Here is a 23,972-nt window from a genome sequence, read left to right as displayed (position 1 = left end):
GTACGATAATGGAAAACAACCCTGTGTATTTTTCCTATTCCCGAGGTTGCATCGTCGGTTTCTGGAGCGCTGTCGGTCGAGGAACGCTCCCAGCCCTCCGCAACCCGTTCTCCTTTTAACTGGCTCAGGCACTGCATGTCCCAATTGCCCCGAATGATTCGCGTTCGACAGACGTTTGATGCCCGCCGTGTAGAAGATGTTACGACGGAAGTCACCCGTCAGCTCCTGACGCTCAAACTACATGAGCGAATCCGTCCGGATCAGACGGTGGCCGTCACCGCGGGGAGTCGCGGTATCGCTCACATCGGCACGATGACCCGGGCCGTGATCGACCATTTGAAGAGCATCGGGGCCCGACCCTTCATCGTTCCCGCGATGGGAAGTCACGGCGGGGGGACTGCTGCCGGGCAGGCCCAGTTGCTTGAGCACTACGGCATCACGCCCGAACTGATGGGCTGCGAGATTCGCGCGTCGATGGAAACCATCATCGTCGACAAGACCCCGCAGGGAATTCCTGTCCACTTTGACAAACACGCTTCCCAGGCCGATCACGTCTTGATTGTCGGCCGGGTGAAACCGCACACCGGGTTTGTCGGTGAGGTCGAGTCGGGCCTGCACAAGATGATGCTGATCGGTCTGGGGAAGCACGAAGGGGCCAAGATCTACCATCGAGCGATCGCCGATTACAGCTTCATGGAAATTATCACTGCCGTCGCCGCGTCAGTGATTTCCAAGTGTCGCGTCGTCGGTGGGCTGGCCATCGTCGAAAATGCCTACGACGAAACGGCACTGATCGAAGCCGTTCCACCGTCGAAGTTCCTCGAGCGTGAGAAGGAACTGCTCAAGCTCGCGACTCAGTGGCTTCCGCGACTCCCGTTCCCGACGACTGATCTGCTCATCATCGATCGTATCGGCAAGAATATCAGCGGAACCGGACTGGATACGAACGTCGTCGGACGCAAGTTCAACGACCATGCCGGAACCGACCGTGACACCGTCCGCTGCAAACGGATCTTCGTCCGGGGACTGACCGAAGAGACCCATGGGAACGCAACAGGCATCGGCCTGTCAGAATTCACCAACCAGCGCACGGCGGATGCGATTGACCGAAAGATTACCGCGATCAACTGTGTCACCGGCCTGCATCCGACAGCCGCCATGATTCCGATCGCGTACGAGACCGACCGTGAGGTGGTTGAACAGGCGCTGCACACGTGCGGTCTGGTAGAACCCCCGGATGCAAAGATCGTTCAGATTCAGGATACGCTGCACCTGGCCGAAGTCCTTGTCAGTGAGGCCTACCTCCCCGAGATTTCCCGTCGCCCGGACCTTGAACAGATGAGCGAACCGCAGGAAATGGCATTCGATGCCGCTGGCAACCTACTTCCGGTAAATGAACGTGTCTGAAATTTATCTCGACAACAATGCGACGACACAGCCCTTGCCCGAGGTGGTCGAGACGGTCGCGCGGCACTTGCGCGAAACGTACGGCAACCCCAGCAGTCGACACAGCCTCGGCCGCAAGGCACGTCGTGTCCTGGAAGACAGCCGCGAACAGATTGCTTCGATCCTGGGTGCACGCCCGGATGAACTGCTCTTCACCAGCGGAGGAACCGAAGCCAACAATCTGGCCGTGTTCGGACTGACGTCCCATGGATCAGGAACGATTTTGATCTCGCCGGGCGAACATCCCTCCAATCTCGAAGCCTGTCGGCTGCGGGAACGTCAGGGCTGGCAGATCAGACCGCTTGCGGTCGAACGCTCGGGGCTCTTCTCAACCGCGAGCCTGCAATCGACGATCGCGGATTCAACCCATGTCCGACTGGCTGCCGTCATCCTCGCTCATAACGAGACCGGAGTCATTCAGCAGGTGGAACCACTTCTCCAGGGGGCCGCGCAACAAGGCTTTGCGGTTCACCTGGATGGGGTCCAGGCGGTGGGCAAGCTGCCCGTCAACTTCCGCCAACTCGGCGCAACAACCCTCAGTTTCGGAGCGCACAAGTTTCACGGACCACGAGGAGTCGGGGGACTGCTGATTCGTGAGGGAGTCCGTCTGACCCCCGGATTCGCGATGGGGGGCCGTCAGGAATCCGGACGTCGGGCGGGAACGGAACCTGTCGCGTTAATCGCGGGAATGGCGAAGGCGCTGGAACTGTGGAATCAGGAGTGCCAGGAACGAACAGCGTACGTCCGCAATCTGCGGGACACACTGCAATCCCGTCTGCTGGAACTGGCCGCTCCGGCCGTCGTCAACGGATTGGAGGCAGAACGGTTGCCCAACACGCTGAATATCTCGTTCCCCGGCGTTGACGGCGAAGCATTGCTCGTGGCACTCGACCTGGAGGGAATCGCGTGCTCGCTGGGGAGTGCCTGCGCCAGCGGTTCCATCGAACCGACGCCGGTCCTCGTGGCCATGGGATTGGAACCCGATCTCTACCGATCCGCGGTGCGACTGACACTTAGCCGCCTCAACACGTTCGACGAAATCGAAGCGGCCGCGAATAAGATCGCGGAAGTGGTGAAGTACCTGCGCTGACCGGCCAAAGCGAATCGGCCGGTCCTGATTCAGCGATCTGAAACAGAACCGGCCGCAAGATTGTCTGTGCCTGCCTCGGCGCACCCGGGAGGCCTGACGGAAGCCACGCGATGCACCTGACTGGTTGCAGGATCGCGATACCCTTATGTCGCGTGCGTCGGGATCTTCGCTTTGGCGGCCCAGCGATCAAACATCTGAACGTCACGTTGCAGGTACTCAAGTGTCTGGAACTCGGATGCCAGTTCGCTGACGACCAGCTTGCTGAAGCCATGGGCGTTCAGTCGCGAGATCACTTCAAACGCAAGTTCTTCATTGAAATGAATCGGCTGGTGCTCGTCCTGCCCCGGCGTGTATCCGGGCATGTGAACATGCTGAAGCTTGCTGGCGAAGCGGTTCAGAAAACGATCCACGTGCTCCAGCAAGGTCGAAAAGGGGGCGTCGTGCAAGGTGAACTTCCACAAGTGCTCGACATCCAGCGTCAGCCCGGGACTGCGCTCGGCCCATTGATCGAACTGATTGAGATCCAGCACGTGATTCTCAATCGCCAGGTCCAGATCGGGTGACAGATCGAGCAGCGCCTTGGCGTACCGGTCGAACATCGGCTGGTGGATGATGATCGCCGTCGCATTCAATCGCTGGTAGAGATTCACCGTCGCCTGCAGCGTCTCGGCTGAGAGGGGACCGCTGTTGGGGAAATGCAGTGCGTAGCGAAAGGGGTACTCGCGGGCCACCTGGGAGATCTCATCCGCTTGGGCGAGGACTGCGGAGTCGAGCCAGAATTCAGCCGCTTTGAACCCCGATGCGAGGGTCGTTTCAAAGGCCGATCGGATCGGGATAAACTTCGTCGCCAATGTCGGCATTGGGATTCCAGATAATGGAGGAATAATAGGGGGAATATCGTGCGGCAGGGTGACAAAGCAAGGTAAACAGACTGGCCCATGATGACCGTCATGAAGAGTCTACTTTAACATAATGAGGCCATCAGGCAGAAGGAGCAGGACCGAAGTCTGCCCCCCTGTCTTGTGCCGGGAACCCGAACCTCCACCTTCGTACAGCAGCGGGTGAGATTCGGAAAACCGAGCCCCCATCCGGCCAAATTTTCTTCCGCAATTCGACTAGCGTCCAACTTTGACATCGGCTATTTTGCGACCCCGCGCATGCATTCTGTAGGGGAAGTGTGCGGCCCCAGCAATCAGTAGGACAAGGAGGTCCGCATGAGCTCAGGGAATACGTCGAAAACAGATTCGCGTCGGCCGCAATGCGACGTTCAGATTCGTTGGATGATCCGTCGGGACATGCCCGAAGTTCTGGATATTGAACGACTGAGCTTTGAATTTGCCTGGAGCGAAGAAGATTTCCTGTGTTGTCTTCGCCAACGCAACTGCATCGGGATGGTTGCCGAACGGCAGGAACGCATCGTTGGCTTTATGATCTATGAACTGCTGAAGTCGCAGCTTCACGTCCTCAATTTTGCCGTCGCCCCCTGGGCTCGCCGACAAGGAGTCGGGACGCAGATGGTCGCGAAGCTGGTGACGAAGCTGTCGCAGCAACGTCGGCAGGAAATCACGCTGGAAGTGCGTGAAACAAACCTCCCTGCTCAGTTGTTTTTCAAGAGACAGGGACTGTCGGCAAACTCAGTGCTTCGTGGTCACTACGAAGACACCGATGAGGATGCCTACGTGATGAACTATCAATTGTACCCCTGCGAAGACCAGATCATTCCCTTCACGCTGCGGAAACAGGCCTTCGGGTTTGACTCCGACGCGGAAGCAGCCTGATCACGCGAGAAGGGGATGACCACTGTCATCCCCTCTCTCCACAATCGCCTCAACGCCCCTTCGATCCGCCACGGAAGTGCGGACGAAATTCGGGGCGTTGTGTCGTTTCTACGCCCTCAACTCTACGCCCTGCACCTTCGCCGGCCAGACCCATAGCCGACCAGTGCTACCGTCCGCAGGGGAGCAGGCCCATCGTTTCAGGGAACCCGGCCATCAGGTTGAAGTTCTGGATCGCAACGCCCGAGGCCCCTTTGATGAGGTTGTCGAGACAGGCAACGATGATGACTCGCCCCTTTGTGACGCGGACCGTGATATCGCAGAAATTCGTGTACGCGCTATCTTTCGTGGCAGGAAGATGGTCGACGACACGAATGAAGGGTTTGCCCGCATAGAACTTGCGGTACTCGTTCAACAATTCTTCCTGCGTGACGGGTCGCGTCGGTGTCGCGTAGATCGTCGCCAGGATCCCTCGATCCATCGGGACCAGATGGGGAGTAAACAGTACCTCGACACTCTTGCCCGAAGCGTCCGACAGAACCTGTTCGATTTCTGGCATGTGCCGATGCGTCCCCACGGCGTATGCCGAGAAGCTCTCATTGCACTCGGCAAACAGGGTATTCAGCTTGGGCGTCCGGCCAGCCCCACTGACGCCGCTTTTGGCATCGATGATGATACCGGTCGGCTCGACGAATCCGCCGCAGATGGCCGGAGCCAGCCCGAGAATCGACGTGCTGGTGTAACACCCGGGATTAGCGACCAGGACGGCCGACTTGATCCGGTCTGCAAACAGTTCGGGCAGTCCATAGGGAGTCGTCCCCAGTCGCGTCGGGTCGGTATGCACATGGCCATACCACTTTGCATAGACCGCCGGGTCGGTCAGTCGATAATCGGCACTCAGGTCGATCACCCGACACCCCGCCGCGACGTACTCGGGCACCACCGCCATGCTGGCAACGTGAGGCAGTGCACAGAACACGTACTTGGCCCGCTCGGCCACTTCCGCAGGCTTCAGGTCTTCGCAGCAGATATCCACTCGCCCGGTAAGACTGGGGTGCACCGTGGAGACATGGGGCGAGCCTTCTTGACGGGAGGTCAACGCCGTCAACTTCACTTCGGGGTGATTGACCAAAATCTTAATCAGTTCGAGGGCGGTGTAGCCGGTCGCCCCGAGGATGCCGACATTGATCATCTGAGAACAGTCCTTTTTGGAAATGAATACTGCGAGCGGTCGAGAGGGCTGATTCTGGCGGACACTCTGCCGTGAGGCAAGGTTCGATCCCGGCCACTACGATTCGACCCACCCCCTCACAGCGGTTCTCATTCCTTTTCGACCGTAATAAACAGCGGAGGACTCGAATACGTCGCTTTCATCACGAAGTTCAGCGAGAAGTTGGCCATGATGGCCGTCACCTGACGCTCCACCGGCGGGGCCGTTTTCTCTGCCTTGAGCGTGATGAACCCGTCACAGTCGGCTCCCGTCAGCAACAGCTTGCTCTGGCTGTCGTCCATCACCACCCCTTCCGGCAAACTGTTGGCGTAAACCTGTTCGAGATGCCGGTTCATGAAATCGAGAGTCACATTGGCATTAACGTCCTTGGCTCTGACCAGGGTGACCGCAATTTTCCTGGATGCACCCGGCTTCAGACGAATTTCCGTCTCGCTCAGATTTACCGCCAGCAGATCGGAACTGGCTCCGACCGCAACCGTATGATTTGTAACGGGATAGTGACCACGGCCACCCCCCGGAGAGTAGTACTCCTGATACGGGACCGCCACCGCAGTCAGTTCCAGTGCAGCAGGAGATGCCTCGGGTGCGCCCGCGGGGGCCGCAGACGGCGCGGGGAGAGGATGCGTCGCGGTCCCCCAGATGCGAACATCGCTCGCTGCGAGTTTCAGCTCTGCAGGAGCGTAAAGAACGATGCATCCATCGAGTCCCTTCCCCGCCAGGATCCGTCCGCAGGTAGCGACGACTCCTTCGGGAAGCCCCTCGATATGCAGTTGAATTTCTCCCGTGAATCCGTGCTTACGAACGGCCCTGACGAAGATCGCTCCGTACGTCCCGGGGGTCAACTGCGTCTTGTCCGTATCGATTTCCAGTTCAAAGCTGGGGAGTGTCCGGGTGATCTGCAGGGCGTATTCGTACCCCGCCCCCCCTCGCAGCAGACCGTCGCGAATCTCCACGAAGTACTTCCCTGTGGCGGGTGCTTCCCACCCTTCCAGCCGCGTGTCGGCGAAGACGAGTCTGCCGAATCGACCATCATCGTCTTCCCGCAGCGGTTGCCCCTGCTCGTTCAGGATTCTGATGAATGAATCGAGATTCGACATCTGGCGACGGGAGATCACTTCGAACGAAAACCGTTCTCCCTGCGTGGCCGTGAAGGCGTAACAGTCCAGGTCGGAAGTCGCTTCGATCCGTCCCGCGATGACTTGGGGAACTTCCACAGGAACCGCGGTCGCCGGTGAATCATTGTCCCCTGCCGGTTCCACCAGAATGGGCAAATCGGTCACGACAAATCCCACCGGGTTGGAAACCTGATTCGGCAACTGAACAGGGAGTGAAGCAATCCCCACTGCCGTCGTTGACGGAACTTCGACCCGGCCACGGAAATCATCCGGAAGATTCACGCCGCTTAACTCCACATCGGTCGCGACCCCGGCCTTCACCGCGTTCGGAAATGCGCCTCCTACATGGGCTCGTGAACTGGCTTCGATACAGTACGACCAATCTTCATTCCCCTGATAACGAACATCGCGGATTTCCAGCAGATATTCGCCCGACTGCGAGAACCGGTGCGTCAGAAACGGATCGGCAAAAAAGCCGTTATCCGACATGGCCAGGACCGCTCCCGTGGAATCCCGCAGGAACAGGATGGGGTCGGCGTGGACCTGTAAATCGTGGATCTTGTCCTGGAGCCGTTGGCAACGGACCTGAAAGTGGATGGTCTGCCCCGCCTCGGCCGAGAACTTCCAGAAGTCGGCATCCTCGGCTTTTTCAATCAGTCCGCATAGCGTCGCAGGCAATTTCACTGACTGGGCTTTATCAGCGGTGTTGTTGTCGGGGACTTCCGCGACAACCGGATCTGCGACGACGACCAGTTGCCCCACAGTACTGGCCCCGTTGGGCGTAGCGAGACGGAACTCGCGCACTCCCGGTAGTGCGTCGGCTGCGACAGTGAAGCGGACCTTCAGGCGATTGACCTCTTTCTGCTTCTCACCGGGATTCAGTGGCGGCAGTTCGGGAGCCACGATCTCTGCGGTGACGCCCGTCCCTCCGACGGTGCACTGGAACGCCCCCAGCATGGTATAGCGGGCGTGAACCTCGCATTCCGTCGTTGTCCCCACCTGCACACCCACGGGATGAAGACTCATCACCATCGGATAGCCGGTCTGAGCCACGACGACCGCCCCGGTGCTGAGGCAGAAACCCAGAGCCAGCGTAAAATGGGTCACCCCCTGCCACAGGAATCCGCGTAACCGGGAACTGACCCGAACAGGATTGAAACTGGCGCTGAACCGAAGTCGCATGTTGACCCTTTGCGCTGACATCGACAAACTTTGACGCGTGTGCAGGATATCAATTTTGGGTTACGAAAAACCAGACGACAACAGTGCCGGGGCAATCACCGCCCCTTTCACAGGCTTGAGTTTTCGCAGCGAATCCGTCAAATCTCGGTCATGAAGCCTCTCGACGTCTTGCAGCAGTATTTCGGTTATGACTCGTTCCGCCCCTTGCAGGAAATGGTGATTCACCACGTCCTGAGCCACCAGCATGCCCTGGTGATGATGCCGACCGGGGGTGGCAAATCATTGTGCTATCAGATTCCCGCGCTGATTCCGCCTTCCCCCGAAACGAGTGGTCCGACACGGACACCCCTGACACTCGTCCTGTCACCGCTGATTGCGTTGATGAAGGACCAGGTCGATTCACTGCGGAACCGTGGAATCTCCGCCACCTATATCAACTCGTCGCTCAATCGGCAGGAACGCGAACGGCGCTACAAGGGGGTCGCAAAAGGAGATTACCAACTGCTGTACGTCACGCCCGAGCGATTTCGAAAAGAGGAGTTCCTGCAGGCGCTCCAGCAACGCCGGGTCCATTTGCTGGCCGTGGATGAAGCCCATTGCATCAGTGAATGGGGACACGATTTCCGTCCCGACTACACCCGGTTGGCCGAGTTCCGCGAGCGACTCGGGAATCCGACGACGATCGCCCTGACGGCAACCGCAACTCCGGAAGTGCAGCAGGATATCGTCCGGCAACTCGGCCTTTCGCCCGACGAAATCAAAACCTTCGACGCCGGAATTGAGCGTCCTAACCTGACCCTCGCGGTGAACGAGGTTTGGGGCGAAGACGAAAAAATCGACCGGATCCTGCACATTCGGCAGCAACATTCTCATACCCCCGGCAGCGGGATCATCTATTTCACCCTGATCCGGTCACTGGAACGCTTCAGTGAACGCCTGCAATCGCTCAAGGTCCCGCACGTCTGCTACCACGGCGATCTGGAACGGAACTACCGTCGCAAGATTCAGAACGAGTTCATGGAGGGGCGTTGTCCCCTGGTTCTCGCCACACCCGCCTTCGGCATGGGGATCGACAAAAACGATATTCGGTTTGTCATTCACGCCGAGGTTCCCGGCTCGATGGAGGCCTGGTATCAGGAAATTGGACGGGCTGGACGTGACGGTCTGCCGGCAGACTGCGTCCTGCTTTACGAAGAATCCGATCTGCTGACACAGATGGAGTTTCTTCGATGGAGCAATCCGGACGCCGAGTTCTATCAGCGAGTGTACGATCTGCTGGTCCACAACGAAGAACAAATCTCGGCGTTTGGTCTGGAATGGATGCGGGAAAAGCTGCATGCCCGACAGAAACATGACCACCGGCTGGAAACAGTCCTCGGCATGCTCGAACGGTACGGCGTCATTGAAGGGACCTGGGATCCGATGCAGATCACCGTTCTCGGTCCGCTGGCTCCGGAGTTACGCGACGAACAGCGGCTGGCCGACAAACTCCGTCGCGACCAGCAGAAGCTGCTCGCGCTGGTCCAGTTCATCCGCAGCGAGGGGGACCGGAAGTCGTACCTCAACGACTACTTCGGAATCACCCCTCACGACTGACAGCAGCCGGGTGCAGGCAGCGCAGATAAAGCGTTCGTGCTTCACGCTGAGTTCCTGCTTCACGACTGGACCCCTGCACCAGGATCATTCAGCGGGCAGGAATCGACACGGCGTCGACGAATCGACCTGGATTGAGGAGCCCGTGCGGATCAAGCTGCTGCTTCAATCGCTGCATCAACCCCCAGCTCGGCTCGGGATCCCCGCACATCGGCATCCGATTTTTCCATTCCGGATCGCAGTGCAGGACAACCAGGTTCCCTCGGCCCGAACGGGCGAGCTGTCGCAGTTCGTTCAGAATGGTCATCGTCTTTTCAATCGATACGGCTTCATCGGGAAGCTGACCGACCACGATTCCATTGCCGGCGTGAACTTGAATAGCGACCCCCAGCTGGGTGGCCCGGCTGGCAAATTCCATCGCTTTCGAGGGGAGCAGATTCGCCTGGAAGGTGAGTGGATCGTCAGCACACGTCGGGAATTCCGTCAGTGCTTCCCACAGTCGCGCCGCGTCCGGTTCGTGAATCCGCTCTTCCGACTGGACATCCCCCTCGGCCAGTTCGCGATGAAGGGTCTCAAGCTGCCATTCGACTTCTTTCTTTGACCCTTCAACACCCAGACATAGAGTGACGGGAGCATGCTGGGCAGAAGTACGAGCAGCCGTACTGATCAGCCGTGTGGCGGGAGGATTCAACACATCGACGGCGACCGGACGGGCGTCCGATTTCAGCAGTCGCTGAAGAGCCAGCTCAACCCGCTCAAATGACTTGAAGCCGAAACAGGCCAAGGCGGTCGTCTCGGGCATGGGACGCAGTTTCAGCGTCACCTGGGTCACAATCCCTAACGTGCCGCGCGAACCGACCAGCAACTTGCAGATATCGTAGCCCGCCACGTTTTTGACAACCCGTCCGCCCGCTTTGAAAAGCTGGCCCGCAGCGTCCACGGCCGAAATACCGATGACATAGTCGCGGAATGTCCCATGTCCAAACCGGCGCGAGCCACTGGTATTCGTCGCGATTGCACCACCGAGCGTGGCCCGGGTCGGCTGCGCGATATCGATCGGAAGCCGCTGTCGTTCGGCCGCCAGCCGCGACTGGAGCTCATCAATCCGCATTCCGGCTTCAACCGTGATCGTCATATCACGGGCGGGGTAGTCGATCACGCGAGTCAGTTCGGCGAGCGAGACATTCAGATCCGCTGTCGCTGCCGCTCCGTAGTGCAGTGCCGTCCGCCCCCCCACGGGACAGATTGTTTTTCGAGGTCCCGCCACGTTTTCGGCCATGAATCGAGCGAGTTCCGCCTGTGTCGCAGGCACGAATTCTGCCGGAGTGGATGTCGTTGTCATATCCAGAAAAGCTCGAATAATAAAAGGAATAACAGCCGGAATGGGAACTGCTCAACTCGCAGGACCAGTCAGCCACCCCCCTGCATCAACGATGAAAGTCGCCATCACACGGGTCATTGTCACATTCAAGGGTGTCGGAGTTGAAGCGGAGCATAAAGTCGTACGTCCCGAAAGAAAAGGCGGCTGTGCGCCGGTTCCCCGGGCCGCTCGACTCCCCTGTGAGATTTGCACGGAATTTCATTGCCGTACCTCCCCCACTGACCAGATTGAAACCAGAGAGATTTTCGAGTCGATTGAAACGCGATCGAACACTCCTGAAGAAGGCTGAGAATGCTCGAAATCGATCCCCCAGACCTGGAACATCCTGCCCGGATTCCTGTGGAAACACTGCTACGGGACTGCGATGTCCGCCACGAACGGCGACGGGGCCCGGGAGGACAGCATCGGAACAAGACCGAATCCGCCGTGGTCATTCGACATCGGCCGACGGGAATTGAGGGCCAGGCGGCCGAACGACGAAGCCAGTTCGATAATCACCGCAATGCGGTCAAACGGCTGCGGCTGAATCTCGCTTTAGCCGTCCGAACCCATGCACTGGCGGAAGCTGCGCCGACGGAATTGTGGCGGTCACGGTGCGCCGGCGGACGAATTGGAATCAACGAAGAACACGAAGATTTTCCGCAGGTTCTGGCGGAAGCCCTGGACGTCCTCAACGCACGGAACAGCCATCTCCACGGTTCCGCCGAACAACTGGGGTGTACTCCGTCCCAATTGATTAAGCTGCTGAAGAAGGAGCCCCGCGCGTTCCTGTGGCTGAATGAGTCCCGCCGCAGGCATGGCCTGTCTCAGCTCGACTAGACGACACGGGCCAATCGCCCCCGCAACCCCCGGTCGTCCAGCAACCTGGTGTCCTGCCGAGTCCCCCAAGTTCTCGAGCCCCCCAGCCCGAGCCACCCGAGCCCCATCGTAAGAGGAACTCCGATTGACCCGTTAATCTAATTCTGTTAAGCCAAGTGTCTCGGTGAGGCAAGATGTGATGCGAAAATTTTCGAGTTCTGCGGTGTAACTTCATGATTGTCGAGCAGTACCAGTTGTTAATCGCCGACGACGATGACGCCTTTCGTAGCACTCTTTGCGAAATCTTCGAACCATTCTTTCGCCTGATCGAAGCAGAATCCGGGGAAGAAGCACTCGAACGAGCGGCCCACGAAAAAGTGCATCTGGCCCTCTTTGACATGCACATGCAATGTCTGACCGGACTGGAAGCACTGCGCCGCCTGAAAGAGATTCATACTCTCGCACCTTGTATCCTGATTACCGGCGACTACTCGGCGGAACTTTGTGATCACGCAGCAGAGGCACAGGCGTTCTCTGTCCTGAAAAAGCCGACGACGAAAAAAGAACTGGTCAGGACCGTGGCGACGGCAGTCGCAACCACCTACCACGATAACGAGCTGACCCATCAACTTCTGAGCACATGATGTCAGGCCTCGGTGAAATCCACTGAGAATCCGCCGGGCATCGGGTCCGATCCAGATGTTGAGTGAGCGATCTGGACAAGCTCTAACGACCTGTTGGTCGAATTCCGAAGGCCGCTGGAAATGTTTTAAGGAACTCATTGTTCCCGCATGCGGATCAGCTAGACTATTCGCGTGTCCGATGGATTGAGTTACTCCATATACTTCGGTCGGTTTCACTGGCTTGTTTCATGCGGTGACGTCATGCCCACACTGACACCGTTGCGGTTCGGCTATAACTTTGGCAATCACGAGCTGCCGCCTGAGTTCGCTTATCCACCCCTGATCGAAACCTGGTTAGGGGTCGATTTCGCACCGCCCGCCAGTTTTCTCGCTGTTTCCGCCGGGGAATGGCGTCAACGACTCGGACCGGAATGGCCCGCGGCCTGGCAATCGATCGGCCCTGCCGAGCGTCACGCCCCCGGCCGACCCGAAATCGAGCAGCAACTTCGGAATGTCATGGGCGACCGGGCGATCCGCTTCCATCAGAACGGATTCTGCTTCGGCTGGCTCGGCTACGAAGGGAACCTTTATGCGCGCTACGAAGCGATCCGTGACGGCTTCGTCGCAACACTCGACAGCGTTCAGGATGTCATGCCGAAACTGGGCCAGCCCCACCGCTGGAACGTGACTTACGTCAACCGGATTCCGCAAGGCTCTGTCTGGTCAAGTCCCGCAGACTGGTCATTCTTTCGCCTCTGGCAACCGAATCCCCTGAAGAAGCTGAAAATCGAGCCCGAAGGTTTCGTCGGCCAGTGGCAATTTCCTCTCGACGCGGAACGAGGGACCCTCTGCATCGAACTGACACACGAACCGATCGTCGACTCGGGATCCGAACTCGAATACCTCTGGTTAAGACTGACCGCATCCGGCGTGATCGAGTCACACGAAGCCGCCTTGTTCGATGGACTCGACTACGGCCGGGAAATCTGCGTTCGCGCCTTTAACGAACTCGTCACGACCGACGCGAAACAGTTCTGGGGCGAACGCGAACTTCCGACAAAACGAGACCTTCCTTCGAAGAAGTAACACGGGCAGGGTCTGTCGCGTTAATCCCTTCCTACGGGACCCGTCAGCGTGTCAGGCTGCGTCACGCGGACTTCGACTGCTGGCACCTGATCCATGGCCACCATGAATCCTTCGGGGTTTGCCTCTGGGACAGAACTGTCAGAGAGGCTGTGCCATTTTGGGGTGCGGAACAGCGCACTGCATGACCGAGGACGGTCATACAGTGGCATTCGGACTTGGATCCGTGACGGAACACTAGTCGCGCACGCTCAGACCTTTCAGGCCACAGGCCTTGCGGACGCGTTCGAGAACTTCTTTCCCCTTCGCGCGGGCTTTCTTGGCGCCAGCCCGCAGCACGTCTTCAACATAGTCCGGGTCAGCGACAAGCTCGGCCCGCTTCGTTCGTGCCGCACTGAAGTACTTCATCGATGCATCGAACACGGCTTGCTTCGCTTCACCATACCCCATGCCGCCAGCCCGGTATTTCTGAGCCAGCGCTGCCTGCTCTTCAGCAGTGGCGAAAAGCTGATAGAGCGCAAAGACGGAACAGTGATCGGGGTCTTTGGGAGCTTCGAGCGGAAGTGAGTCCGTTTTGATCGACATGATCTTTTTCCGCAGCGGCTTTTCGGCATCGAAGATCTCGATCGTGTTGCCGTAGCTTTTGGACATTTTTTCGCCGTCCGTTCCCGGCACTTTCGCCCCTTCCTTCAGGACGCGGGCTGTCGGCAGATGAAGCGTCTCGGCTCCATAGATGCTGTTGAATCGCTGAGCGATGTCACGCGTTACTTCGAGATGCTGGACCTGATCCGCCCCCACCGGCACCACGTCGCTGTCATATAGCAGAATGTCGGCGGCCATCAGAACGGGGTAGGTGAAAAGACCCGCGTCAGCCGCAATCCCTTTCGCGGCCTTGTCTTTGAACGAGGTGCATTTCTCCAGCAGGCTGAACTGAGTAATACTCATCAGCAGCCACATCAGTTCCGTCACTTCCGGAACATCGGATTGCCGAAAGAGCGACGCCTGGCTCGGATCGAGCCCCAGCGCCAGCAGGTCCAGGGCCGCATCATTCACGTTCTGCTCAAGCACCTTGGCGTCGCGGACGGTTGTCAACGCATGGAGGTCGGCAATGAAGTAGAACGACTGTTCGTTCCCCTGAAGCGCTATGTATTGCTGGATCGCGCCGAAATAGTTACCCCAATGAAATCGACCGGTCGGCTGGATACCTGACAAAACACGCATGAAACACCAGTTTGTTCGAAACGAAATTAACGACGATTTGATCGCGACACGGCTGCACAACCCCTGTGCCACGGCATGAAGATATCAAATTGCCGACCTGATTAGCCATCATCGTGAACCGGCAGCCACCCCGAATCACCCGATGCAGTCAGGGGAACGGCGCGATTCCCTGCCCGTCAGATTCCCGAACGTGCGTTCATGGTCGCACAGACGAGAACCCGACATCAGTCCGTCGAAGGGCAGCGAAATCGCTTCAGATCTTGAAGGCTCCCCTGCCCGGACGGGCTTCACCTCCCGCGGTCACAGTTGTTTGACATTTGGCAATCACGTAAAGTTCGCGCAAGGCTTCTGCGCCAGCCTGGGATGATGGACCGCCAATGGCGTGTGAGTTAAGGAACGACTGCATGACTGTTTTGTTGCGCCACCAAGCGCTGCTCGCCCTGATGGCGGTCGTGATCTTCTTCACCAATCTCGGCAGTTACGCCCTCTTCAACGAAGACGAGCCCAAGAACGCCAGTTGCGGGGCTGAAATGTTTCGGCGTGGGGATGTCATCGTCCCGACCTTTAACGAAGCATTGCGAACCGACAAGCCAATCCTGATCTACTGGCTGATGCTGACTTCGTACAAGTTCTTCGGGATCTCCGAATTTTCGGCCCGATTCGCATCGGCCCTGTTGTCGGTCGGTACAACACTTCTGACCTACCATCTGGGCCGCAAGCTCTACTCTGCCGAAATCGGAATTCTGGCCAGTTGCATTCTCTGCACCTGCCTGCTGTTCACGGCAGTCGGTCGTGCGGTTACTCCCGACGCGACATTGATTTTCTTTGTGACGCTCACCTTCACCTGCTATGTCTGGGTCGTCGCCCGGCAGCGCGGGGGCAACTTCAGCGGCGACAGTGCTGCGGAAACCGATTCCGAAGAAGACGCCGATGAGGCCCCATCCGAACTGAACCAGACAGCTCTCGCCGAGAGCGACTCGAACGCGGCCTCGACCGTACAGCAACCTGACACACTGCTGCCATCCGACTGGAAGTGGGCCGCCCCTCTGTTCGCAGCCATGGGTTTCGCCGTGCTCGCCAAGGGACCGGTGGGGGTTGTCCTTCCGAGTGGGATCCTGATCCTTTTTCTGCTGATTTCGTGGCGCGAACGGGATATCGAAAGTGAAGTCCTGACCGCTCCGACGGGCCCCTGGTGGAAACGCTGGTGGCGCATCGCCCTTCAGACATTGCGCCCCCGACAAATCCTGCAGACACTTCGTGGAATGCACTTCCTGATCGGGCTCGGCATCGTCATTGCCATCGCCTTACCCTGGTATCTGGTGGTCGGCTATAAAACGAACGGCGAGTGGTTACGGGGCTTCTTCCTCGATCACAACCTGAATCGGGCACTGACCGCGAAGGAAAACCACAATGGCTTTCCGTTCTATCAGTTGTATTACGTCGTCGCGATTCTGGTCTCGTGTTTCCCCTGGTCGGTCTTCCTCCCCGTAGCGGTCTTCCGCATGGGCGAACGGTTCATCGACGGTGCTCGCTGGCGCGACAGTGATCGTCTCGTCGCCTGCTGGGCCGGAACCTGGTTCATTTTCTTCTCACTCGCCAGCACCCGGCTCCCCAACTACCTGCTTCCCATGTATCCCGCCGTGGCTTTGATCCTCGGTCGGTACCTGCATGACTGGCGACGGGACGAGGTGGACGAAGGTGTCTATTCATTCAATCTCTGCTGCCGCGCCCTCGGACTGGTCGGCATTCTGATGGTCATCGGCGTCTACATCGCCGCCTATGTCCTGTTCTCCAGTGAACAGTGGCTGGCCCTGATTGGCCTGGTCCCGATTGCCGGTGCCTATATCGCGATGAAGTTCCTCGACCAGGAACTCCGTACCCGCGTCATCCAGACGCTAGTCGCTATGTCCATTCTGCTGGCGGTTCTCGTGGTCGGGGTCGCCCCGGTCCGCGTTAACAACTATCAGGACACTCCCAAATTCATCGCCGATGCCCGACGTCTCTCGAATGACGGTGAGGTTGAGATTGGCACCTTCCGTTACTTCCAGCCCAGCGTCGTCTACTACGCCGGTTATGCTGGAAAACGAGTCACCGTCTTACACACGCCGCGCGATGCCGCCGACTTTATCGCAGGGGGACCGCACCGATTCATCATTACCCCCGTCAGTAAGCACAATGAACTGCGGGATGAGCTTCCCGGAAATATCGCCGAACTCTCACGACACCGGAACTTTTTGCGGCGAACAGAACTGATTCTGCTCGGTCGACAATAAGCGGGCAGAGCGGGGTCGAAATGGGAACGACGGCAGGGTGCTCTCGCCAGTCGTCTCGGCTGCGCGCCCCGAAACCCGTCATTGGATCGGCCACGTTCAGAGCGGCGCTTCGGTCCACGTCCTGTGAACCAGGTCGAATCACGAGGTTGCGACTGATTCCTCCGCACCTTATCGTGAGTCCGGTCCCGATTTGCACAACCCCTCTCCCTGCTGGCATCGGAGCAACGGCATGTCGTCGCTCAATTTCACCGCCGAGATGGCTTCGTTCCCAACTCGTCCCGAACACTTCGTTGTTTACGCCGTCTGCACCTGCGTGTTTCTGGGCTCGATCTGGCTGCTGAACTCAGGCCAGTCTACAGGATCGCGGCTGGTACTGTGGGGAGTTCTGGTCACCGTCCTGTCATGCGGGTATGGACTGATCGGAATTCCGACGATGGTGCTCGCAATTCCGGGAATGCAGAAACTTGGTGTCCTGCTGGTGCTGGGAGGAATCGCTCATTCCCTGATCAGTTCTGTTCCCGCGAAACCGGTGAAGGAGGTCGACCATGACTGACCGGCAGCGACACATCGTTGTCCTGGTGATCAGCGTCATCGCTTACTTTGTAATCTATCCAGATGACATCACCCGCTTCACCGCGCCGGTCAGCGACGTTTTAACGCTGACGTTCTCAATCTCTCCCTGGATGTATGGACTGGCCGCGGTGGCCGTGATTATCTACGGCGCAATGAAGATCCACGGCCGAGCCTCGCTGGATCGATCGCAACGCCCTTTATCACACTGATTGAACCATGTCCCTGCTACTTGCGGATCTCGTCTGGCGCCCCATTACTGGAACACGCTGGGGGCTGGCCATTTCTGCCGCACACCTGCTCGCCGCCCTGCTCTGTTTCCGGGCCGCCACCGTACAGCCAGCCGTGCAACCGACCGCAGAGACGCCTGAAGGACCGGGCGATCAGAAGTCGACTCGTTCCCTCTACTGGATCGGGCTCGCATTGATCATGGTCCTGTTGAGCCTGAACAAGTTATTCGACCTGCAATCACTGATAACGATTTACGGGCGCGGGCTGGCGAAGGACCAGGGCTGGTACAGCGACCGAAGGACGCTGCAGGTTGCCCTCGTCGCCGGGGCGGCCGCCGTCAGTCTCGTCGGTTTGCTTGTCAGTCTGTATCTGCTCCGCGGGCATTGGCGGGAACGGACTCTGGCCCACTTCTCGCTCGCGTTCCTGCTGACACTCGTCACGATCCGCACGACCTCGTACGGGCCTCTCGATGCTTTTCTGTACGGTCTGCCGACAGTCGGTAACCGAATGAACGCGGGACTTGAGCTTGCCGGAGCCGTGCTGGTCAGCATCGGCGCACTACAAGCGCTTCAAAGCAGGAATAATAGTTCTGCCAGAAATCGCGCAGCGTGACATCGAGCGGGCGATCCTCCAGACCCGTACACCAAACAGCGCGGCTACCGTCATTCCCCAATGACCACAACGTCACAGAGCCTGATTAGAAGCAATGCCAGATCGGACGGAGGAAATGGCTCAGAAACGGGACGAGGAATCGTCACATTTCCTTAGTGTCGGCCGTGGAGAGCGTGCTGGGGCTATAGCACTTCAGCAGCACTTCGATCGCCTGAGAATCGGTAAGAGTTTCACTGGCGAAGATACGTATTCTTCCGTCAGCGTCCTCGGCCAGGACTCGCTCCAGGTAGACTTCTTCATCCCACTCGTCCAGCGAAAAGGGATTCTTGAACGGCATACGGACACACGTCGTCTCTGGAGATATCTGCATCCACTCACCATCAGCGTAACCGCCAACGAATAGTGTTCTCAACTCATCCACGTCGAATCTTCCTACCGCATCTCGCTAAGTGCAGCAGCTACACCGAATTCCGTTTATAGCTGTGTGCTAATCACTTGCTGAGTCATCCTGACAATTCTTCTGACAACGGAATTGTTATATCCGGAAACTCATTTTTAGCGACCATGTTTGTGCAAAAAGTTCGATTGTGGCTGACAAATAAATACAGCCGCTGAACGTCGTGGCAGAGTACATGCGACGAAAACCTGGGCAGCCTGCGCGCAACCCAGGCAGATTCTGCGTCGGAAACCAGACCATCCCCTGAACTTGCGATTCAGACAAGATTGGGGGCTTGTTCCTCCGCGGGGCTTTTCCTGATCAGCCGCTTTAACACGTGCCCCTGCCAGAGCCACAGCCCTGTCACGATCAGCGCCGGCAGAAAGAAATAGCGGACAGCGGGGGCCTGAGCGGGAATTTCTTCAAACGGACTGTAGACATACCCCATAATGGGAAAACTGAAGACGATGTGAGTCCATCGGAGAATTGATCGCTTGGTGCTGGCTTTCATTCGGTTTTCCGCAAGTCTTGAGTTATTTGAACTGAGTCCGCGTCGCCAGACAAATTTGGTCAACGCCTGGATTGCCGGAACTTCTTCTGACAAACTTCGTAAAAAATCAGGGGGCTCGCTCAGACGCGACTTTCGCTGAGCCCGCAAACCGACAGGGTGCCAGAACGAGGCACTTACGCGACATAAAGGAACTGCTTGCTAAGAGACGCGTGCCAGTAACGCAGCAAGCTGCTTCTCAAGCATTTTCGCCCAGCCATACTGCGCCCCTTCGAAAGCCCGATCCGCATACGGACGACTTAAATCGAAGCCGGAATGCTCGAAGTAGACCTGCGTCCCCTCGTTGAGTGACTCCAGTCGGAACGAGACGTGAGTATCCACAATGGGCTCACCAGCATTCCACGAAAATTTCAGCAGGTGCGGTGGCTCGCATTCCGTGACTTCGCACTCCACCACCAGGCCATCAAAGCCAATCTGCGGCTTGGGAGGGACATGGAACTGGAAACGGTGCCCGACACTCGGCTCGAAATTATTCGGATACATCCATTCGGCAAGAGCGGCACGGTCCGTGATCGCCTTCCAGACCCGCTCCCGCGACTGAGGGAAATAAAGTTCCCGTCGAATACTTTCCGTCACTGCTCAGTCCCCTTTCGCAAGATGCTTCTGAAGACGTTCCAGATGGTCGTCCCAGAATCGTTCGTAATAAGCGAGCCACTGCCGTGCTTCCTTCATCGGTTCCGCGTTGATCCGCACGAACTGAAACGAACCCCGTTTCTCACGACCAATCAGCCCGGCACGCTCTAAAACTTTCAAATGCTTCGAGACGGCCGCCAGCGACATCTGATACGGCAGCGCGATTTCGCTCACCGACATCTCCCGCTCGGCAACGTCCTGCAGAATCGACCGGCGCGTCGAGTCAGACAAAGCGTGGAACACACGATCCAGTCGCGAAGCACTGGCCGAAACGCGATCAACCACAGCGAGCCTCCTTACCAACAACACTCAACCACTTGGTTAAATGATATCGCCTATACCGCAAAGAGTCAACCATTTGGTTAAATCGCAGCCAAGTCATCGAACGGCTTCCCACCTCCACCCGGAGCGACACCCCCGGAACAGCGCAACGCCCCCGAACAATGCCGCAGGCCCCGATGTTCCGCGAACACCGGGGCCTGCAACAGAGAACGACTGTCATGGGAAATGGCATTACCAAAGCATCTTGCCGTGAAACAAACGAACCGGAAGACCGCCTTGATCAGTGCCGCACGAGATCGAAGCGATCGAGTTCCATCACTTTCACCCAGGCGGCCACAAAGTCATCGACGAACTTCTTTTCGGCGTCCGCACTGGCATAAACCTCAGCGAGGGCGCGCAACTCGGAGTTTGACCCGAAGACCAGATCGACACGAGTTCCATTCCACTTCAAGGCCCGCGACTTGCGATCGCGACCTTCGTACAGGTCCCCTGAAATCAGTTTCCATTCCGTCCCCATATCCAGCAGATTGACAAAGAAGTCATTCGTCAGAGCTCCAGGCCGCTCGGTCAACACCCCCGCCCGGGACTGGCCGACATTCGTCTCCAGCACGCGCATCCCGGCGACCAGGACTGCCATCTCCGGGGCCGTCAGAGTCAGTAGCTGAGCCTTGTCGACCAGCAACGCCTCGGCAGGAAGCGAATAGGCCCCCTTCAAGTAGTTACGGAAGCCGTCCGCAATCGGCTCCAGTGCCTCGAACGATTCAATATCGGTCTGCTCTTGCAGAGCGTCCATGCGCCCCGGCGTAAACGGAACGACAATCGTATGCCCTCCCTTTTTCGCCCCCTGCTCGATTCCGACTCCTCCCGTCAGCACGATCAGATCCGCCAGCGAGACCTTCTTCCCGTTGGGGGCCTGCTGATTAAAGGCGGACTGAATTTCCTCCAGCTTCTTCAGGACGACAGCCAGTTCGGCGGGTGAGTTCGCTTCCCAGTCCTTCTGGGGTGCCAGTCGAATCCGTGCACCGTTCGCACCGCCCCGCATGTCGGAGCCGCGGAATGTCGCAGCCGAAGCCCAGGCCGTCGACACCAACTGCGAAACCGTCAGCCCTGACGTCTGAATCTGCGCTTTGAGCGACGTGATATCCGCGGCATCGATCAGCGGATGATCGACGGCAGGGATCGGGTCCTGCCAGATCAGGTCTTCCTGAGGCACCTCGGGACCCAGATAGCGAATTTTCGGGCCCATATCGCGGTGTGTCAGCTTGAACCAGGCCCGTGCGAACGCGTCGGTAAACTCTCCGGGATTTGCAAGAAAACGGCGAGCAATCTTCTCATAGGCCGGATCGAATCGCAGCGCCAAGTCGGTCGTCAGCATTGTGGGCGAGATCCGCCGGGACGGATCATGCGCGTGCGGCACCGTCTCGGCACCGGCGTTATTTTTGGGACGCCACTGATGAGCCCCCGCCGGGCTCTTCGTCAGCTCCCACTCGAACTGAAAGAGATTCTCGAGGAAGTTGACGCTCCAGTGGGTCGGCGTGGTTGTCCAGGTCACCTCAAGTCCACTGGTGATCGCATCTTCCCCCTTGCCGGTGCGGAAGCTGTTCCTCCAGCCCAGCCCCTGCTCTTCAAGACCAGCCGCTTCAGGCTCGGGCCCCACGTGAGAAGCGGGTGCAGCCCCGTGCGTTTTCCCAAAACTATGACCGCCCGCTATCAAGGCCACCGTCTCTTCATCGTTCATCGCCATGCGCTTGAACGTCTCGCGGATATCAAACGCGGCCGCCAGGGGATCAGGATTGCCATCGGGGCCTTCGGGATTCACGTAAATCAATCCCATCTGGACGGCGGCGAGTGGATTCTCAAGCTGGCGGTCATGAACCTGACCATCAGCGTTGTCGTCCGATGACACCACGCCCCCCGGCTTCTCAACCCCTTCCGATCCTCGTGCGTACCGGACATCTCCCCCCAGCCACGTCTTTTCTGCGCCCCAGTAGACATCCTGATCGGGTTCCCAGACATCCTTGCGGCCTCCCCCGAATCCGAACGTCGGAAATCCCATCGTCTCCAGCGCCACGTTGCCGGTGAGAATGATCAGGTCGGCCCAGGAGATCTTCCGGCCGTACTTCTGCTTGACGGGCCAGATCAGCCGCCGCGCCTTGTCCAGGCTGACGTTATCGGGCCAGCTGTTGAGCGGGGCGAATCGCTGCTGTCCCCGTCCTGCTCCACCACGCCCGTCACCCGTGCGGTACGTCCCGGCACTGTGCCAGGCCATGCGGATGAACAACGGCCCGTAGTGGCCAAAGTCTGCCGGCCACCAATCCTGTGAATTGGTCATCACCTCGGCCAGATCCCGTTTCACCGCTGCCAGATCGAGACTGTTAAACTCCTCGGCATAGTCGAAGCCCTGTCCCATGGGATCGGACTTTGAGGAGTGCTGGCGCAGCAGGTCCAGCTTCAACTGGTTCGGCCACCAGTCGGAATTCGACGGCGCCGCCGCCACGGTATGCGTACGAACCGCGCCGGAAAACGGACATTTGCCGTTGTCGTCTGTCATCGGAGGCCCCCTCATTCAGAATTGATACGCGTGAGATGATTCAGCTCAGTGCCATCGCAACGTCGACTGGACTCACCGATACACTAGACCCCTCACGAAAACCGCCGTCAACCGCAACGCGCCCCACCCTCTTAGACAGACCCGAGCCGCGGACTATCTGTCTGAGCGAAAGGACTGGACAGAAACATCTTCGCGATTCGCCCTGACGGACAAACGCCGCATTCGAAACCTCGATTCACCCGCCGCCCTACTCACTCCACCGCAGCGATCACCGGCCATGGGCCTACTGCTCACCGGGGCTCTGCAGACGGTGGCGAGAAGATTGAGCCAGTACGAGCCAAGCTCCCCGCATCGGAGCTTAGACCAATGGGCGCTCTGCCGCTGACCGCCTCTTATGCACTGCCCCACTACAGATGCAAAAGCCCGACACCACTCCCGCTAGAGGGAGTTGGCACTGCTGCTGGGAGGAAACACAGATTCCGCCACGATTCGCGAACGAGACCCACGGCAGATCCGATTCGATCGGCACCGCAGAAAAAAAGCCTTGTCCACAAAAACTTGTGAACAAGGCTTTTCAGCGAGGTCGACGGGGCTCGAACCCGCAACCACCGGATCGACAGTCCAGAGATGTAGGCTCGGCAGTGCTACACCACTATGCCTTCAATCTAGTTGCGCCACAGCGGAATCCCTATTTTTTTACGGCGCGATCGCGGAGGGGGTAGCTGACGTTGGCATAGACCAGAAAGATGTCTTGCTTGGTCTTTCGTCGCAGGATATCGTTCACCTACCATGTTCAGCTCAGCACTAAAAATCTTGGTTTTCCTTTGTGGCGTGACGATCGCGCTACCGCAGTGCTGGTGTTGCGCACTCCTCGATCAAACGCTCCCAAGGGAGGCAGAAGGATCAAAATGGGATTGTGCACCTTGCGGTTCACATGGGTGTTGTCCCATGGACATCAACTCGTCGACTCAAGAGTCGGGAGACGCCCCAACGTTTCCGGCGCCGGATCAGCTGTGTCCGTGCGTTGAGCGGATGGTGACGCTAACGGACTATTTCGAGTCCCTCGCCTTTTCTTCGGTCTTTGTCCTGGCGCCGATCTATGTCTGGATCGAACGTCCAGCCCTGGACGGAAATCTGGAGTCGTTGTTTTCGAGCGACCCGTTCATCACTCAACCGAGCCGAAACGTACTTTACTGCCGTTGGCTTTGTTGACAGTCGTTGTTCAAATGCTGGATCCGCATTTCTTTGCGAATCCCCTTCTATTCGAGTCCGCTCCAG

The 23,972-nt window shown here is 58.2% G+C and carries 21 protein-coding genes; 11 read left to right on the top strand and 10 right to left on the bottom strand.

Going from position 1 to position 23,972, the window contains the following annotated elements; genetic code table 11:
• Positions 1-135 precede the first annotated feature (135 nt).
• Together ACGY09_RS17100 and ACGY09_RS17095 are read left to right on the top strand one after the other, a co-directional pair.
• Positions 136-1,407, top strand: a complete 1,272-nt coding sequence (locus ACGY09_RS17100; RefSeq protein WP_373653769.1) for a lactate racemase domain-containing protein — start codon at positions 136-138, stop codon at positions 1,405-1,407.
• Positions 1,394-2,536 carry a cysteine desulfurase family protein gene (locus ACGY09_RS17095; RefSeq protein ID WP_397568674.1) on the top strand — a complete coding sequence of 381 codons (1,143 nt, stop codon included), beginning with the start codon at positions 1,394-1,396 and terminating at the stop codon, positions 2,534-2,536. The genes ACGY09_RS17100 and ACGY09_RS17095 overlap by 14 nt, the downstream gene beginning before the upstream one ends.
• A gap of 143 nt (positions 2,537-2,679) precedes the next feature.
• Here ACGY09_RS17095 and ACGY09_RS17090 read toward each other — a convergent pair whose 3' ends face one another.
• Positions 2,680-3,396: a hypothetical protein gene (locus tag ACGY09_RS17090; protein WP_373653771.1), complete on the bottom strand. Its 717-nt coding sequence runs from the start codon at positions 3,394-3,396 to the stop codon at positions 2,680-2,682.
• Positions 3,397-3,750: 354 nt separating this feature from the next.
• On the opposite strand from ACGY09_RS17090, the gene rimI reads away from it, so the two are divergent.
• Positions 3,751-4,314: a ribosomal protein S18-alanine N-acetyltransferase gene (gene rimI / locus ACGY09_RS17085; protein ID WP_373653772.1), complete on the top strand. Its 564-nt coding sequence runs from the start codon at positions 3,751-3,753 to the stop codon at positions 4,312-4,314.
• A 166-nt stretch (positions 4,315-4,480) separates the two neighbouring features.
• Here the strand turns inward: rimI and argC are convergent, their stop codons facing one another.
• A complete protein-coding gene (gene argC / locus ACGY09_RS17080; RefSeq protein ID WP_373653773.1) occupies positions 4,481-5,503 on the bottom strand; it encodes an N-acetyl-gamma-glutamyl-phosphate reductase in 1,023 nt (340 codons plus the stop codon).
• A gap of 128 nt (positions 5,504-5,631) precedes the next feature.
• Positions 5,632-7,839, bottom strand: a complete 2,208-nt coding sequence (locus ACGY09_RS17075; protein WP_373653774.1) for a hypothetical protein — start codon at positions 7,837-7,839, stop codon at positions 5,632-5,634.
• A 150-nt stretch (positions 7,840-7,989) separates the two neighbouring features.
• On the opposite strand from ACGY09_RS17075, the gene ACGY09_RS17070 reads away from it, so the two are divergent.
• Positions 7,990-9,435, top strand: coding sequence for an ATP-dependent DNA helicase RecQ (locus tag ACGY09_RS17070; protein WP_373653775.1), 1,446 nt, complete (start codon positions 7,990-7,992; stop codon positions 9,433-9,435).
• An 88-nt stretch (positions 9,436-9,523) separates the two neighbouring features.
• On the opposite strand, the gene ACGY09_RS17065 is transcribed toward ACGY09_RS17070, so the two are convergent.
• The gene (locus ACGY09_RS17065; protein WP_373648983.1) at positions 9,524-10,774 is read right to left on the bottom strand and encodes an FAD-binding oxidoreductase; all 1,251 of its coding nucleotides are present in this window, start codon (positions 10,772-10,774) and stop codon (positions 9,524-9,526) included.
• A gap of 330 nt (positions 10,775-11,104) precedes the next feature.
• Here ACGY09_RS17065 and ACGY09_RS17060 point away from each other — a divergent pair, with 330 nt between their 5' ends.
• From ACGY09_RS17060 to ACGY09_RS17050, 3 genes are all read left to right on the top strand, one after another.
• Positions 11,105-11,632, top strand: a complete 528-nt coding sequence (locus ACGY09_RS17060; RefSeq protein WP_397568673.1) for a peptide chain release factor family protein — start codon at positions 11,105-11,107, stop codon at positions 11,630-11,632.
• A gap of 212 nt (positions 11,633-11,844) precedes the next feature.
• A complete protein-coding gene (locus ACGY09_RS17055; protein WP_373648985.1) occupies positions 11,845-12,255 on the top strand; it encodes a response regulator in 411 nt (136 codons plus the stop codon).
• Between the two features lie 240 nt (positions 12,256-12,495).
• The gene (locus ACGY09_RS17050) at positions 12,496-13,320 is read left to right on the top strand and encodes a hypothetical protein (RefSeq protein WP_397568672.1); all 825 of its coding nucleotides are present in this window, start codon (positions 12,496-12,498) and stop codon (positions 13,318-13,320) included.
• A gap of 234 nt (positions 13,321-13,554) precedes the next feature.
• On the opposite strand, the gene trpS is transcribed toward ACGY09_RS17050, so the two are convergent.
• Positions 13,555-14,538, bottom strand: coding sequence for a tryptophan--tRNA ligase (trpS, locus tag ACGY09_RS17045; protein ID WP_373648987.1), 984 nt, complete (start codon positions 14,536-14,538; stop codon positions 13,555-13,557).
• Between the two features lie 404 nt (positions 14,539-14,942).
• Between trpS and ACGY09_RS17040 the strand changes: the two genes are divergently transcribed.
• The 4 genes from ACGY09_RS17040 to ACGY09_RS17025 all read left to right on the top strand — a co-directional run bounded on the left by ACGY09_RS17040 (position 14,943) and on the right by ACGY09_RS17025 (position 18,224).
• Positions 14,943-16,811 (top strand): ArnT family glycosyltransferase, encoded by a 1,869-nt coding sequence (locus ACGY09_RS17040; protein ID WP_397568671.1) that lies wholly within the window; start codon positions 14,943-14,945, stop codon positions 16,809-16,811.
• A 229-nt stretch (positions 16,812-17,040) separates the two neighbouring features.
• The gene (locus ACGY09_RS17035) at positions 17,041-17,364 is read left to right on the top strand and encodes a hypothetical protein (RefSeq protein ID WP_397568670.1); all 324 of its coding nucleotides are present in this window, start codon (positions 17,041-17,043) and stop codon (positions 17,362-17,364) included.
• Complete coding sequence (locus ACGY09_RS17030) at positions 17,357-17,593, top strand: hypothetical protein (RefSeq protein WP_397568669.1); 237 nt, start codon at positions 17,357-17,359, stop codon at positions 17,591-17,593. The genes ACGY09_RS17035 and ACGY09_RS17030 overlap by 8 nt, the downstream gene beginning before the upstream one ends.
• A gap of 7 nt (positions 17,594-17,600) precedes the next feature.
• The gene (locus ACGY09_RS17025) at positions 17,601-18,224 is read left to right on the top strand and encodes a hypothetical protein (protein ID WP_397568668.1); all 624 of its coding nucleotides are present in this window, start codon (positions 17,601-17,603) and stop codon (positions 18,222-18,224) included.
• A gap of 142 nt (positions 18,225-18,366) precedes the next feature.
• Here ACGY09_RS17025 and ACGY09_RS17020 read toward each other — a convergent pair whose 3' ends face one another.
• The 5 genes from ACGY09_RS17020 to katG all read right to left on the bottom strand — a co-directional run bounded on the left by ACGY09_RS17020 (position 18,367) and on the right by katG (position 22,694).
• Positions 18,367-18,645, bottom strand: coding sequence for a hypothetical protein (locus tag ACGY09_RS17020; protein ID WP_373648992.1), 279 nt, complete (start codon positions 18,643-18,645; stop codon positions 18,367-18,369).
• A gap of 292 nt (positions 18,646-18,937) precedes the next feature.
• Complete coding sequence (locus ACGY09_RS17015) at positions 18,938-19,171, bottom strand: hypothetical protein (protein WP_397568667.1); 234 nt, start codon at positions 19,169-19,171, stop codon at positions 18,938-18,940.
• A gap of 198 nt (positions 19,172-19,369) precedes the next feature.
• A complete protein-coding gene (locus ACGY09_RS17010; RefSeq protein ID WP_397568666.1) occupies positions 19,370-19,804 on the bottom strand; it encodes an SRPBCC domain-containing protein in 435 nt (144 codons plus the stop codon).
• Positions 19,805-19,807: 3 nt separating this feature from the next.
• Positions 19,808-20,146: an ArsR/SmtB family transcription factor gene (locus ACGY09_RS17005; RefSeq protein WP_397568665.1), complete on the bottom strand. Its 339-nt coding sequence runs from the start codon at positions 20,144-20,146 to the stop codon at positions 19,808-19,810.
• A gap of 277 nt (positions 20,147-20,423) precedes the next feature.
• Positions 20,424-22,694 (bottom strand): catalase/peroxidase HPI, encoded by a 2,271-nt coding sequence (gene katG / locus ACGY09_RS17000; protein ID WP_397568664.1) that lies wholly within the window; start codon positions 22,692-22,694, stop codon positions 20,424-20,426.
• Between the last annotated feature and the right edge of the window lie 1,278 nt (positions 22,695-23,972).

It is taken from the genome of Schlesneria sphaerica (assembly GCF_044336245.1).
In the GTDB taxonomy this organism is placed as follows: Bacteria; Planctomycetota; Planctomycetia; order Planctomycetales; family Planctomycetaceae; genus Schlesneria; species Schlesneria sphaerica.
This window is presented reverse-complemented; position numbering and strand designations above follow the sequence as displayed.

Coding starts and splice junctions, on each gene's coding strand:
- ACGY09_RS17100 (WP_373653769.1), top strand. CDS start 136: ATGTCCCAATTGCCCCGAATGATTCGCGTTCGACAGACGTTTGATGCC.
- ACGY09_RS17095 (WP_397568674.1), top strand. CDS start 1,394: ATGAACGTGTCTGAAATTTATCTCGACAACAATGCGACGACACAGCCC.
- ACGY09_RS17090 (WP_373653771.1), bottom strand. CDS start 3,396: ATGCCGACATTGGCGACGAAGTTTATCCCGATCCGATCGGCCTTTGAA.
- rimI (WP_373653772.1), top strand. CDS start 3,751: ATGAGCTCAGGGAATACGTCGAAAACAGATTCGCGTCGGCCGCAATGC.
- argC (WP_373653773.1), bottom strand. CDS start 5,503: ATGATCAATGTCGGCATCCTCGGGGCGACCGGCTACACCGCCCTCGAA.
- ACGY09_RS17075 (WP_373653774.1), bottom strand. CDS start 7,839: ATGCGACTTCGGTTCAGCGCCAGTTTCAATCCTGTTCGGGTCAGTTCC.
- ACGY09_RS17070 (WP_373653775.1), top strand. CDS start 7,990: ATGAAGCCTCTCGACGTCTTGCAGCAGTATTTCGGTTATGACTCGTTC.
- ACGY09_RS17065 (WP_373648983.1), bottom strand. CDS start 10,774: ATGACAACGACATCCACTCCGGCAGAATTCGTGCCTGCGACACAGGCG.
- ACGY09_RS17060 (WP_397568673.1), top strand. CDS start 11,105: ATGCTCGAAATCGATCCCCCAGACCTGGAACATCCTGCCCGGATTCCT.
- ACGY09_RS17055 (WP_373648985.1), top strand. CDS start 11,845: ATGATTGTCGAGCAGTACCAGTTGTTAATCGCCGACGACGATGACGCC.
- ACGY09_RS17050 (WP_397568672.1), top strand. CDS start 12,496: ATGCCCACACTGACACCGTTGCGGTTCGGCTATAACTTTGGCAATCAC.
- trpS (WP_373648987.1), bottom strand. CDS start 14,538: ATGCGTGTTTTGTCAGGTATCCAGCCGACCGGTCGATTTCATTGGGGT.
- ACGY09_RS17040 (WP_397568671.1), top strand. CDS start 14,943: ATGACTGTTTTGTTGCGCCACCAAGCGCTGCTCGCCCTGATGGCGGTC.
- ACGY09_RS17035 (WP_397568670.1), top strand. CDS start 17,041: ATGTCGTCGCTCAATTTCACCGCCGAGATGGCTTCGTTCCCAACTCGT.
- ACGY09_RS17030 (WP_397568669.1), top strand. CDS start 17,357: ATGACTGACCGGCAGCGACACATCGTTGTCCTGGTGATCAGCGTCATC.
- ACGY09_RS17025 (WP_397568668.1), top strand. CDS start 17,601: ATGTCCCTGCTACTTGCGGATCTCGTCTGGCGCCCCATTACTGGAACA.
- ACGY09_RS17015 (WP_397568667.1), bottom strand. CDS start 19,171: ATGAAAGCCAGCACCAAGCGATCAATTCTCCGATGGACTCACATCGTC.
- katG (WP_397568664.1), bottom strand. CDS start 22,694: ATGACAGACGACAACGGCAAATGTCCGTTTTCCGGCGCGGTTCGTACG.